Here is a 12,322-nt window from a genome sequence, read left to right as displayed (position 1 = left end):
AAGCACTCAGCGCGAAAGAATCAAAATGCCGCTCACCCTGTACGACACGTGGTCGCGCGCCTTGCGCGCTTTCAAGCCGATTCGCGCGAATCACGTTGGCCTCTACTGCTGCGGCCCCACCGTGTACGACCACGCGCATATCGGCAATCTTCGAACGTATGTGTTCGAAGACGTACTGCGGCGCGTGCTGACGCTGAACGGCTACATCGTGCGGCACGTCGTCAACATTACCGACGTCGGCCATCTCGTCTCCGATGCGGACGAAGGCGAAGACAAGATGGAAAAGGGCAGCCGGCGCACCGGCGAATCCGCATGGGCGATTGCCGAACGGTACACGTCGGCGTTCATGGACGACTGGCGCGCGCTCAATTTGCTGGAGCCCGCCGTCTGGTGCCGCGCGACCGATCACATTGCCGAGCAGATCGACTTTATCGACGGGCTCGAGCGCAATGGCTACACGTACACGACGACGGACGGTGTCTACTTCGACACGAGCAGGCAGGACGATTACGGCTATTTGGCGCGTCTCGACGCAGCGGGCCTGCATGCCGGCAAGCGGATTGCGCTTGGGGAAAAGCGGCATGCGACGGACTTCGCGCTGTGGAAATTCAGCCCGCCCGGCGCCACGCGTCAAATGGAATGGGACAGTCCGTGGGGACGCGGTTTTCCAGGCTGGCATATCGAGTGCTCGGCGATGTCGGCGAAATATCTCGGACCGTGGTTCGATATTCATTGCGGCGGTGAAGATCACATTGCCGTGCATCACAGCAATGAAATCGCGCAGACTCAGGCGCGCCACGGCACGCGACTCGCAAATTTCTGGATGCACGGCCATTTCCTCACGCTGGACACCGGCAAGATGTCGAAGTCGGGAGGTGACTTTGTGCGCCTGAGGACGTTGAGCGAGCGCGGCATCGATCCGCTTGCCTACCGTTATTTGTGCCTGAGCGCCCATTATCGGAGCAGTTTACGTTTTAACGATGCCGCGCTGAATGCGGCGCAAGCCGCGTTGGAACGCTTGCGCCGCACTTACGCACAGTGGCCGGAGGGCGGCACGCCGGACGCGAATTGCATGGCCCGCTTCAAGGCCGAGGTCGATCTGGATCTGAACCTGCCGCGCGCACTGGCGGTGTTGTGGGACGTGGTGAGGAGCGAATTGCCTGCCGCGACGCGAAGAGCGACCGTCGATCGCCTGGATGCGGTACTCGGTCTCGGTCTCGCTGACTGGCGAGACGACACCGCCACGATTCCCGCGGAAGTCGCGCTACTGGCGCAAGAGCGCGTAAAGGCCCGCGAGGCCAGGCGTTGGAGCGAAGCCGACCGTCTGCGTGATGCGTTGCGAGCGGCGGGCTGGCATGTGGAAGACAGCTTGAGTGGGCAAGTGCTGCGGCCGCTCGATAAACCGCGATAGTGCGGCGCTGGATCGCGGCGCCGACCGTCCGCGCGCACCGCTCGCAAGATTGTGGGCACAATTGACAAAGGCGCGAGCCGCGCCGCCCATCACCAACCCAGCACCAACCCAGCACCAAAAGGAGCACCCATGAGCCAGCTTCAACCCATCGACTATTCCACCGCATCCCCGCAAGTCAAAGCGGTCTACGACGACATCAAGCAGACCCGCCAGGTGGACGACGTCAACAACTTCTGGAAATTCATCGCCAACCATCCGCCGACACTCGCGCGCACGTGGGACAGCCTGAAAGATGTCATGGCGCCGGGCGCGCTCGATCCGCTGATCAAGGAACTGCTTTACGTCGCGGTGAGCGTGACCAACAACTGCGGCTATTGCGTCGCGAGCCACACGGCCGCGGCGCGGCGCGCCGGCATGACCGACGAGATGTTCGGCGAACTGCTGGCGGTGGTCGGCATGGCGAACGAGACCAACCGTCTCGCCGTGGGCTATCGCGTACCGATCGACCCCGCGTTCGAATAGCCGAACGCGGCGTTAGCGTTAAACGCAACGCGCCTTTAACGCGCGCTCCATTCCGCGAGCAGGCGAGGCAACCCGGCCATGTCCCGAAAGATCTGCGCCGCGCCCGCGCCATGCAAGGCGGTGGCGCTGCTGTGGCCCAACTCGCTCGGGCAATAGCCGAACACGGTGGCGCCGGCGGCCACGCCCGCCGTTGCGCCCGTCACCGTATCCTCCACCACCGCGCAACGGCGCGGGTCCACGCCCAATGCGGCGGCGGCCGCCAGATAGACGTCGGGATACGGCTTGCTGCGAGGCGTTTCGTGACCGCTGAAAATCCGCCCTTCGAAGCACTCGAGAATGCCCGCCTTGGCGAGTTGCAATTCCACCTTGATGCGGTCCGCGCCCGACGCCACCGCAATGCGTCCGTTCAGCGCCGAATGAAGCGCGCGCACCGCGGCCGCCGCGCCCGGAATCGCCACCAGTTCCCGATCGAGCGCCGCATTGCGGCGCGCGCGAAACTGCATGAGCCAGTCCGCCGTGATCGCGTAGCCGGTGCGCGCCTCGATCAACGCGGCTTCGTCCTTCACGGCCTTGCCGACAAAAATGCGCATCGTCTCTTCGACGCTCAAATGCCAGCCCAACTCGCCGAGCATGTCGGTGAGCACGCGGTTGGTGATGGGTTCTGAATCGACGAGCACGCCGTCGCAGTCGAAGAGTACGGCGTCGAAGGGAAAATCGGCCATCTGGCGGGTAGGGATAAAAGTTCGTGGAGCCGGCAAGGATACCTCACCGGCTCTCACGACGCCGCGCAGCGCAGCGGCAGCGCGAGGCATGCGTGCGCCGTCACGCTTCAGGACTTGCCGTCCTGATACCCGTCGTTCAACGTTTTCATGAACGCGATGATGTCCTGTATGTCCTGATCGTTCATCGCGGGCTGATCGCCGAACTTGCGATCGAACGGCGCGTCGCCGACATCGACGTTGGCGTGGTACTGCGCCGGCAGATCGTCGTACTTCCGCACCTTGCCGGCCGCGTCGCGCGGATAGATCTTTTCCGGCGCGGTATTGCGCAGGTTATAGAAGTCCATCACCTGCTTCAGATCGTGATACACGCCGTTATGAAAAAACACCTTGCGTTGCGCCGCATTGCGCAAGGTCGGCGTCAGGAACATCCCGCAGTACTGCGTCTGTTGTGCGAGATCGTGGCGAAACGGCCCGCATACGCCCATGTCGAAGAAGGTCGGGTTCTTGTTGGCCGGAATCGCCGGATTGCGCGGCACGCCCAGCGCTTCATACTGCGTGTCGGTGAAGAGCGGCGGCAAGCCGTCCTTGCTCGGCTGGCTCAAATGGCAGCCCGCGCAGTTGGCCTTGTCTTTATCGTTGAATAGCTGCAAGCCATGCAGTTCGGCATGCGTGAGACGCGCCTTGCCTTCGAGCCAGTCGTCGTACTTGCTGCTGAACGCATGAAACGACGGGTCCTCGATCTGATACCGACCCACGGCGAACATCGCCTCGGAAATCAACAGGCTCGGGTTGCCGACGATAGCGGGGCCGAACAGTTGCCTGAACTGATCCACGTACCGGGTTTGCAGCAGCTTGCGCGCGACATCCTCCGGCGTGGCATTGGCCATTTCCACCGGATTCGTCAGCGGCCCAAGCGCCTGGTCCTGCAACGTATCGGCGCGGCCGTCCCAGAACAAGCCGCCTTGCGGCACCATCGCCGGAGCGGCGGGCGCGGCGAGCGCGGTCTTTTGCGCGCGCTGCATGCCCGCGGCCTGCGACGCGAGTTGCGTCATGTCCACCGGCGCGTCGGTGTCGCCCTGATCCGGGCCGATGCTGAACGGCGCCTGCCGGTACAGATACGTCAGCGAAGGCGGCGGCCGGTAGCCCGCCTGATTCAGATGCGCGCCGCCGAGTTGCACGGGGAACGCGTTATCCGGCCCATACGAATGCTGCGGCGAGTGGCACGACGCGCACGATTGCGTGCCGGAAGCCGACAGGCTCGTGTCGAAGAAAATCTGTTTGCCGAGCAGAGCGACCGCGCTCAGCGGTGCGTTTTGCGGACGCAGCAAATGAACCGGATGCGGATTCGCGCCGGTGAGGTCCTCGACGATCGCGCCCACCGCGGGCGGCATGCGCTCGGGGTAGACCAGCGCATACGCGCAATAAACGATGAAGGCGAGCGCGATGCCCGCCGCGCTCCATGCAAGCCGCTTGCGCCGCGAGCGGCGGGCGATCACCGGACCCGGCTCGCCGCCCGCGGGCAAAGGCGATGGCAAGGTGGTGTCTGAAGAATGGTTCATGGCGTTGGTGACAAGTCATTCGATCGGTGCGATCAAAACGCGAATCGAGCCAGCACGTTTGCACTGGCTCGACGCCTGATTACATCTCGCGGTCTTTCACGCTGGGTTTGAAGCCTTGCTTGCGGGCGCGATGCACGAATACGGCTGTGTGGATCGCGCCACGCACGGCATGAGGCATGAGCGCGCTCAAATAGCGGGCGGCGCCGAGAGCTTCGTGCCGAGGTTCGGATCGAGATACAGCGGCGGCGTCTTGCCCGCGCCCGCGAAGTCGAACAGGTTCATGATGCTGCCCGCGCTCGCGTCGAACGAACCGCCGCCGAGGCGTTGGCCGCCCAGCCAGTTGTCCTCGATGAAGCGCACCACGGAGGCCTGCGTGATCGGCGTGTCGTCGACGAAATTGACCTTGGCCCACGGCGACACCACGATAAACGGCGTGCGCGTACCCGGACCGCAACGGCCGTTCACCGCGCCGCCGTTCACGCCCTGCGGCTGCACCGCGCCCGCCGCCGTGCACTGGCCCGCGCCGGAGAGGTTGTCGCTGCCGGCCACCGTCTTGCCGCCGGCCGATTGCGCGGTGGTCGAGTCGAACGACGAACTCGTCGGCGCCTTGAAGCGATGGTCGTACCAGCCGTCCGAATCGTCATAGGCGACGATCACGGCGGTGTTCTTCCAGTCGGGCTGCTGTTCCAGGAAGTTGACCACCTTCGTGACGAAGGCCTGCTCGTCGATCGGATCGGAATTGCCCGGATGGCCGTCTTCCACGGCGGGCGCTTTCAGGAAGCTCACCGACGGATAGTTGCCCGCCTTCACCGCGGCGAAGAAGTCGTCCGTGTCGTACTGGTGGTGAACCGGCGTGGCGGTGTTGTCGAGCGGATCGGTCGAGCCGATCAGCGCCGTCGACGACGGACGCGTATGCGCGAGGTTGGCCGTGCTCGCGTAATACTGGAACCACGCATGATGCTGCACGTAGTCGGTCTTGGTCGCGTTCAGCACTTGCGAGAACGTGGAGCGCGCGCAGCCGGTGGTGCCGTTCGGATTGACCGTCTGCAGGTTGAAGCCGCCCATGAAGCCGCCCCACGTGAGGCCCTTCGCGTTGAGCAGGTCGCCGATGTTCCTGTTCTGCGACGACATCGTGCCCGTCACGGTGCTGTGCGCCGCGATCGTGCAGACGTCGCCGGTCGGGTCGAGATCGCCGATCATCGTGAAGCCGCCCGTCGAATCGGGAATCGCGTTGGCGGAAGTGCCGCCCGACACGATCACGCCGTTGTTCTGCCCCGACACGACGGCGAGCGCGCCCGGCGTCGACGGACCGTAGGTATCGGTGTACGCGTTCTGGTTCATCGCGAAGTTCTGCGCGTAGTTCCACAAGGCGGTGACGGTATTGCCGTCGAAGTAGCCGAGCACCTGGCCCTTCGTCGCAAACGCGCCGGTGCTGCCGGCAATCGTCGAACCCGCCGCCGTGAAGAGCGGGAACGAGTCCATCGCGCCGTTGTTGTAGGCGAGCTGTTCCGCGGCATACGCGTGATTCTGGCTCGCCGTGTTGGCCTGCGAGCGGTCCAGACGGAACGGCAGCAGATCGGCTGCCGGCAGGCCGAGGCCGAGAATCGTCACGAGGCCGACCGTGCGGCCCGCCGTGTTCGGTGAGGTGGGCAGCGCGTTCGGGTTCGTCGCGATGAGGTTGTTGCTGCTGAGGTTGTTGACCGCCGGCGTGCCGGCCGCCGCCGTGAATTGCGGCTCGCCGACCGGATTGGCGGCTTGCGGGTAGGTCGCGAAGTAATGATCGAACGACACGTTCTCGCCGAAGATCACGACCACGTGCTTGATCGGCGTGGCCGTTGCAACGGCGTCCTGCGCCGACACCATCGCGGCGGGCGCGGACGCGCTCGGGCTCACGGTATCGTTGCCGCACGCGGCGAGCGCGAGCAGCGCCGCAAGCGGAATGGGTAAGAGGGTTCTACGGAACATGTGACGGGCTCCAGATTCGACTTCGCCGTTCAGCGTTTCCATCGACGTGCGTGTGGAAATGAGCTGGGGATATTGTTAGAAAGGGTGCTGATGGTCTTGCCGCAAGAAACTGCGCGCATTGAAACACCCGCTGATTAAGATTTCGGGGCGTGGACATTACGTCACCTCTCGATCGCCATTCGTTTGCATAACTCAGGCTGTCGTTCCGCTGACATGCGGCGGCCGGGCAGCCGCCGCGCCTGCCTCGATTCGCGCGCGGAAATATTGCGCGGTCGCCTTCAACCCTTCGTCGAGTCCGGTTCGCGGCTCCCAGCCGAACAACTCGCGCGCGCGCGAAATATCCGGCCGGCGATGCCACGGATCGTCGGTCGGCAGGGGCCGCAATTCGAAGCGCGATGAAGAACCGGTCAACTGGACGATGCGCCCGGCGATCTCCAGCATGCTCACTTCATGCGGATTGCCGAGATTGACGGGGCCGCCCGAATCATCCGCCGTGTTCATCAAGCCGATGAACGCGTCGATCATGTCGTCCACATAGCAGAACGAGCGGGTTTGCGAACCGTCGCCGTAGAGGGTGATGGGCTCGCCGTGCAAGGCCTGCATCATGAAGTTCGAGACCACGCGGCCATCGGCGGGATGCATGCGCGGCCCATACGTATTGAAGATGCGCGCGATACGGATCGACAGCCCGTGCTGGCGCCGGTAATCCATGAACAGCGTTTCGGCGCAGCGTTTGCCTTCGTCGTAGCACGAACGCGGACCGATCGGATTCACATGGCCCCAGTAGTCCTCTTTTTGCGGATGCACGAGCGCGTCGCCGTACACCTCGCTCGTCGACGCCTGGAAGATTTTCGCCTTCACGCGCTTCGCGAGCCCCAGCATGTTGATCGCGCCGTGCACGCTGGTCTTGGTGGTCTGCACCGGATCGTGCTGATAGTGGACCGGCGAGGCCGGGCAGGCGAGGTTGAAGATCTCGTCCACTTCCACGTAGAGCGGAAAGGTCACGTCGTGCCGCATCAATTCGAAGTTGGGGCAATCGAGCAGATGCGCGATGTTGTCCTTCGTGCCGGTGTAGAAGTTATCCACGCACAGCACGTCGTGCCCTTGCATGACGAGCCGTTCGCACAAATGCGAGCCGAGAAAACCGGCGCCGCCGGTGACGAGAATCCGCTTGCGGGTGAGTTCTTTCATGATGTGTTCTCGATAGTGGAGCGCGTCGGTTTCGCGGGCCGGCCGGCTCAGGCGGTGACTTGCAGCAGCGCGTCGTGCCAGTCCTGCGCGAAGCGGTCGATGTGAAAGCGCTCCAGCGCCGTGCGCCGCGCGCCTTCGCCGAGACGCCGCGCTTCGTCCGGATCGCGCAGCAGGTCGTTCATTGCGTCGACGAGCGCATCCACGTCGGTATGCACGAAGCCGTTTTCGCCGTTGCGGATCACGGTGGCCAGTTCGGTGGTGGCGAGGCCGACGATCGGCATGCCGATCGTCATCGCCTCCACGATCGCGAGGCCGAGGCTGGTCCAGCGAATCGGATTGAAGAAGAAGCGATAGCGCGCGCTGAACCCGGCGAGATCGAGATTGCCGATTTCGCCGAGCCCGCCCAGCCGCTCGGCGTCCATGCCGACCAGATCGAGCGGCACGCGCGTGCGCACCTCGCTGAACACGTCCGCGCCGAGCCGGCGTCCGCGCTGCGCCAGATGGTTCACCACCACGATGCCGCGCCCCAGTTCGCCGGTGTAGCGCACGCGCTCGGGCACCACCACGCCATGCTCGATGACGCGGGTGGGCGTGACGCCGCAATCCCACATCAGGCGGTTGAAATGCGTGACGTGTACCAGCAGCGTGTCGGGGTCGTCGACCCAATGCCATTGCTGAAACGGATTGTCCTGCGGCGGATCGTGCTCGACATAGACGCGCGGCAAGCGCCGTTGCGCTTCGCTCAGCACGTGCTCGCGGTCGTGTTCCCAATGCGTCTTGTGCTGATACAGGATGACGTCGAATTCCTGGTTGCGCACGTCCTCCGCGTCGACCTCGTGAACGTTGTCGCCCCACGGCAGCACGCCGACCTTGCCCGCATAACCGGGCGGATGGCCGGGCCGCGTGACGAGATAAAAATCGTGCGGCGCCTGGGTGAGGTAGTACAGATAGTTGCCGTGCACGTGCCAGGTCAGCACCCGCAGGCGGCGGCAGTCACGCAGCATGATGCGGCTCCTGAAAACCGAGGTTGCCGGATGACGCGTGCAGCGCGTACGGCTGCGCCGGGCGCGCGTCGCCAACTCGCGCAAGCTGCGCGCGCGCCGTCTCCACCACGCGTTCCACGCCGATGTTCAACGCGCACGGATGACCATACGGACAGTCGCGGAACATGCACGGCCGGCACGCCGGATAGTCGGCCAGCACGCGATGCCGTTCGTGGTCGAGCGGCGCCCAGCGCCGCGTGTCGCTACCCGAGGCGATCACGACCGAGGCGGTGTCCATCGCCGCCGCGATATGCGACATGCCGGTGTCGTTGCACACCACCAGCCGCGCGTGGTCGACCAGCGCGGCGAGTCCGCCCACCGAGGTCGCGCCGCCCAGGTGCAGCGCGGGCGCGGTCATCGCGCCGAGCGCCGCGCCGGTGACCGGCGCTTCCGCCGCGGTGCCGGTGATCGCGATCTGCCAGCCGTCGGCGGCGAGGTGGTCCGCGACCTGCGCGAAGCGCTCGGCGGGCCAGCGGCGCGACGGCAACTGCGCGCCCGGATGAATCAGCACCAGCCGATGCGCTTCGATGCCATGCCCGGCGACGAGCGACGCGTATTCGGCCGCGTCCTGCTCGGTTAGCGGAAACGACAGACGCGGCGCGATGACCGGCGCGCCGAGCGCGCTCATCAACGCGAGATAGCGCTCGGACTCGGGCAGGTGCTCGGGCCAGGCAATGAAGCCGCCCTCGCGGTGCGGCTCGTTCGCCTGCACGAAGCCCGCATAGGCGCGGGCGCCGAATTCGAACAGCAGATCGTTCGCCACGCCGCCGCTGCCGTGCAGTTGAATGGCGAGATCGAAGTGGCGGGCGCGCATCGCTTCGTAAAACGCGGGCAGGCCCGCATCCGTTTCCGGCTGCTCGGGAAAACCCGTCGCGCCGGGAAACACCACGAGTTCATCGACCAGATCGGTGTAGCGATCGACGAACGCCTGCGCCCACGGCAAGCCGATCAGCGTGATATGCGCGTGCGGCGCGGCGAGCCGCAACGCGCGCAGCGCGGGCACCGCGCACAGCATGTCGCCGAGTTGCAGCGCGCGAAAAATGGCGATGCGGCGCGGCGCGAGCGCCGCGAGAAACGTGGGTGGAGTCATAGAAAGAACACCTTGAAACGGACAGCGCCGTAGAGCCGCCAGAAGATCGAGAGAAACGGAATCGGGATCGACGTCCACGCCATTTCGGCGACGTGACGCCAGCCGAGATCGCGCCCGCGCAAACGGCGCACGCAGAAGTAGCCGGTCAACGCGATCCATACGGTGAGGCCGGTGGAGGCGGCGGCAGCGTCGCCCGCCAGGCCGCCGATCAGCGCGAGCAACGCCGCGCCGAGAATCGCGTAGTAGAGCAGCGGCGGCGTCGCGCGAATTCGCGTCCTGAAGAGTGCAGGGTGCTTCTTGAAGAGCAGCGCGTCGAACTGGCTCTTCTTCTGCTGCGCGAGGCTCACGCCCCAACGCGCGGGCCGCACGGGGTGCACGACCACCGCATCGTCGGCGCGCACGATCTTGCCGCCGGCATGCAGCAGCCTGAATTGCAGATCGGAATCCTCGCGCCACGCCGACGTGAAGCGTTCGTCGAAGCCGCCCGTCATCGTGAGGAAGCTGCGCACGACGAACGCGTTCGCGGTGGCGAACTCGGCGCGCTCCAGGCCGCTCGCGTCGGCTTCGTAATCGGTCGGCAAGGCGGGCAGCGGCACGACGATGCGGCCCGCGGCGGCGGCCGCGCCGTGCGCGAGCGCCGCGACGCCGTTGGCGAGCCATTGCCGGTTGGGCAGCGTGTCGTCGTCGGTGAAGGCGATCATCGGCGAACGGGCCACGCGCCAGCCGGCATTGCGCGCGCCCGCCGGTCCCTGGGTGCGCGTGACCGGCACATAGCGCAGCACGGGGCCGCGTGCCGCCTGGGCGTCGCGAAACCGTTCGACGCAGGCGCGCGTGCTGTCGTCGGGACCGTCGTCGCACACGATGATCTCGTAGCGCTCCGGCGCGAAGTCCTGGGCGATCAGCGCGTGCAGGCAGGCGGCGAGCATCGCCGGGCGCCGGTAGGTCGGCACGACCACCGAGACGTCCAGATGCGCAAGCAGCGCGCCGGGATAGCCGGCTGCGATCGGCTCCGCCGCGTGCTCCGGCATGTCGATCGAACCCAGCTCGATCGGTCCGCCCGCGGATGAACTCATGCGCCGGCTCCCGCTTTGCGCACGAGGAACGGGCCGATCACCAACGCGTCGAGCGGCGAGGTCCAGAACGATTCGACCGCGTCGCGCGGCGAATTCACCATCGGCTCGCCGCGCGTGTTGAACGACGTGTTCACCAGAATCGGCACGCCGGTGCGCTGCCTGAACGCGTCCAGCAGATCGTAATAGAGCGGATGCTGCGCGCGGTTCACGGTCTGCACGCGCGCGGTGCCGTCCACGTGACGCACGGCCGGAATGCGCGCGGCCTTGTCGGCGCGCACGTCGAAAATGAACAGCATGAACGGCGCGACCTGGCCGTCGACGAACCACTCGCTCGCGTGCTCTTCCATCACGACCGGCGCGACCGGGCGGAAGTCCTCGCGGTCCTTGATCTCGTTGAGCTTCGCCTGCATGCGCGGATCGATCGGCGAGGCGAGAATCGAGCGCGCGCCGAGCGCGCGCGGCCCGAATTCCGTGCGCCCCTGATACCAGCCGATCACCTGGCCTTCGGCAAGCAGGTCGGCGGTTTCCCCGGCGATGTCGATGAGCTGGCGATAGGGGACTTTGGACCAGCGCAGGAATTGCTCGATTTCCTCGTCGCTGTACTCGGGGCCGAGATAGGCGTGATCCATTCGCCAGCGGCGCGTGCGGTCGCCGAGCTTGCCGCGTTCCTGATAGTCGATCCACAGCGCCGCGCCGAGCGCGGTGCCCGCGTCGCCCGCGGCGGGTTGCACCCACACCGTGTCGAACGGGCCCGCGTCGCGCAGTTTCGAATTCATCACGCAGTTCAGCGCGACGCCGCCCGCCATCGTCAGCTTGCTCAAGCCGGTCTGTTCATGCAGCCAGTTGCCGAGTTGCAGCACCGTTTCTTCCAGCACGCGTTGCAGCGAATTGGCGATGTCGAAGTGACGCTGTTCGAGCGGGCCGCCACGTTCGCGCGGCGGGCCGAACCGTTCGACGAGGCGCGGCGCGTCCACCGTGTAGCTGCCGTCGCTGCGATAGCGCACGATCTCGCGGAACACGTCGACGTAGGCCGGCTTGCCGTATGACGCGAGCGCCATCACCTTGTACTCGTCGGATGAATGCAGGAAGCCGAGCCAATCCGTCACCGCCTCATAGAGCAAGCCGAGCGAATGCGGCAGTTCGACCTGCTTGAGCCGCGTATAGTCGCCGCCGACGAATTGCCCCATGCTGGTCGTCACGCCTTCGCCGCGTCCGTCCATCGTGAGCACGGCGGTGTCGTCGAACGGCGCGGCGAGAAACGCGCTCGCCTCGTGCGCGAGGTGATGCTCGACGAAGTGCCACGTAAAGCCCTTGTCGCGGTCCACGCCCTGAAAACGCTTGCGCAGATGATGCGGCGCGCCGTCGAGCAATTGCCCCTTCGCATTGGCGATGTAGCTGAGAAAGAGCGGGTCCCACGGCGACGCGGACGGGTCCGTCAAGCGCGTGCTGGCCGGATCGAACGGCAGTTCGATGGTGGCGCCGGGGCGCCTGGGCATGCCGCCGAACAAGGCGGGATCGTATGAATAGGCGACGTGATCGACCTCGGCCAGCGTGATGCCGGCGGCTTTCAGGCAATAGTCGATTGCGTCGAAGGGCAGTTGCCACGTCGAGAACGGCACGGGACGCTTGGCATGCTTGACGTGCGTGAAGCGCTCGTCTTCGGCGGCGGCGAGCACGACGCCGTCGCGCATCAGGGCCGCGGCGCTGTCATGGTAGACGGCATTGATTCCGAGTGTGTACATGAGC

General features: G+C 65.6%; 10 protein-coding genes. 2 read left to right on the top strand and 8 right to left on the bottom strand.

Going from position 1 to position 12,322, the window contains the following annotated elements; translation table 11 throughout:
- The first annotated feature begins 25 nt into the window (after positions 1-25).
- Positions 26-1,411 (top strand): cysteine--tRNA ligase, encoded by a 1,386-nt coding sequence (cysS, locus tag CUJ90_RS32005; protein WP_073431150.1) that lies wholly within the window; start codon positions 26-28, stop codon positions 1,409-1,411.
- Between the two features lie 129 nt (positions 1,412-1,540).
- Entirely contained in the window at positions 1,541-1,933 is a 393-nt protein-coding gene (locus tag CUJ90_RS32000; RefSeq protein ID WP_073431149.1) for a carboxymuconolactone decarboxylase family protein, read from the top strand.
- A gap of 35 nt (positions 1,934-1,968) precedes the next feature.
- Here the strand turns inward: CUJ90_RS32000 and CUJ90_RS31995 are convergent, their stop codons facing one another.
- The 8 genes from CUJ90_RS31995 to CUJ90_RS31960 all read right to left on the bottom strand — a co-directional run bounded on the left by CUJ90_RS31995 (position 1,969) and on the right by CUJ90_RS31960 (position 12,318).
- The gene (locus tag CUJ90_RS31995; RefSeq protein ID WP_073431148.1) at positions 1,969-2,655 is read right to left on the bottom strand and encodes an HAD family hydrolase; all 687 of its coding nucleotides are present in this window, start codon (positions 2,653-2,655) and stop codon (positions 1,969-1,971) included.
- A 107-nt stretch (positions 2,656-2,762) separates the two neighbouring features.
- Positions 2,763-4,214, bottom strand: coding sequence for a cytochrome-c peroxidase (locus CUJ90_RS31990; RefSeq protein ID WP_073431147.1), 1,452 nt, complete (start codon positions 4,212-4,214; stop codon positions 2,763-2,765).
- A 186-nt stretch (positions 4,215-4,400) separates the two neighbouring features.
- The gene (locus CUJ90_RS31985) at positions 4,401-6,179 is read right to left on the bottom strand and encodes a phospholipase C (RefSeq protein WP_073431165.1); all 1,779 of its coding nucleotides are present in this window, start codon (positions 6,177-6,179) and stop codon (positions 4,401-4,403) included.
- A 192-nt stretch (positions 6,180-6,371) separates the two neighbouring features.
- Positions 6,372-7,370 (bottom strand): UDP-glucuronic acid decarboxylase family protein, encoded by a 999-nt coding sequence (locus CUJ90_RS31980; protein WP_073431146.1) that lies wholly within the window; start codon positions 7,368-7,370, stop codon positions 6,372-6,374.
- 47 nt (positions 7,371-7,417) lie between these two features.
- Complete coding sequence (locus tag CUJ90_RS31975) at positions 7,418-8,374, bottom strand: glycosyltransferase family 4 protein (RefSeq protein ID WP_073431145.1); 957 nt, start codon at positions 8,372-8,374, stop codon at positions 7,418-7,420.
- On the bottom strand, positions 8,364-9,503 hold the full coding sequence (locus CUJ90_RS31970; protein WP_114164630.1) for a glycosyltransferase family 9 protein: 1,140 nt from the start codon (positions 9,501-9,503) through the stop codon (positions 8,364-8,366). Before CUJ90_RS31970 ends, CUJ90_RS31975 begins: the two co-directional genes overlap by 11 nt.
- Positions 9,500-10,576 (bottom strand): glycosyltransferase family 2 protein, encoded by a 1,077-nt coding sequence (locus CUJ90_RS31965; RefSeq protein ID WP_114164629.1) that lies wholly within the window; start codon positions 10,574-10,576, stop codon positions 9,500-9,502. Before CUJ90_RS31965 ends, CUJ90_RS31970 begins: the two co-directional genes overlap by 4 nt.
- Positions 10,573-12,318 (bottom strand): carbamoyltransferase family protein, encoded by a 1,746-nt coding sequence (locus CUJ90_RS31960; protein WP_073431143.1) that lies wholly within the window; start codon positions 12,316-12,318, stop codon positions 10,573-10,575. Before CUJ90_RS31960 ends, CUJ90_RS31965 begins: the two co-directional genes overlap by 4 nt.
- Positions 12,319-12,322: the final 4 nt, after the last annotated feature.

It is taken from the genome of Paraburkholderia terricola (assembly GCF_003330825.1).
In the GTDB taxonomy this organism is placed as follows: Bacteria; Pseudomonadota; Gammaproteobacteria; order Burkholderiales; family Burkholderiaceae; genus Paraburkholderia; species Paraburkholderia terricola.
The sequence above is the reverse complement of the archived record's forward strand: the minus strand, read 5'-3'. Positions and strand labels throughout refer to the sequence as shown.

Excerpts from the sequence above, each read along its gene's own strand:
- CUJ90_RS31995 (WP_073431148.1), bottom strand. The coding sequence starts at position 2,655 with ATGGCCGATTTTCCCTTCGACGCCGTACTCTTCGACTGCGACGGCGTG.
- CUJ90_RS31990 (WP_073431147.1), bottom strand. The coding sequence starts at position 4,214 with ATGAACCATTCTTCAGACACCACCTTGCCATCGCCTTTGCCCGCGGGC.
- CUJ90_RS31960 (WP_073431143.1), bottom strand. The coding sequence starts at position 12,318 with ATGTACACACTCGGAATCAATGCCGTCTACCATGACAGCGCCGCGGCC.
- CUJ90_RS31975 (WP_073431145.1), bottom strand. The coding sequence starts at position 8,374 with ATGCTGCGTGACTGCCGCCGCCTGCGGGTGCTGACCTGGCACGTGCAC.
- cysS (WP_073431150.1), top strand. The coding sequence starts at position 26 with ATGCCGCTCACCCTGTACGACACGTGGTCGCGCGCCTTGCGCGCTTTC.
- CUJ90_RS31970 (WP_114164630.1), bottom strand. The coding sequence starts at position 9,503 with ATGACTCCACCCACGTTTCTCGCGGCGCTCGCGCCGCGCCGCATCGCC.
- CUJ90_RS31965 (WP_114164629.1), bottom strand. The coding sequence starts at position 10,576 with ATGAGTTCATCCGCGGGCGGACCGATCGAGCTGGGTTCGATCGACATG.
- CUJ90_RS31980 (WP_073431146.1), bottom strand. The coding sequence starts at position 7,370 with ATGAAAGAACTCACCCGCAAGCGGATTCTCGTCACCGGCGGCGCCGGT.
- CUJ90_RS32000 (WP_073431149.1), top strand. The coding sequence starts at position 1,541 with ATGAGCCAGCTTCAACCCATCGACTATTCCACCGCATCCCCGCAAGTC.
- CUJ90_RS31985 (WP_073431165.1), bottom strand. The coding sequence starts at position 6,179 with ATGTTCCGTAGAACCCTCTTACCCATTCCGCTTGCGGCGCTGCTCGCG.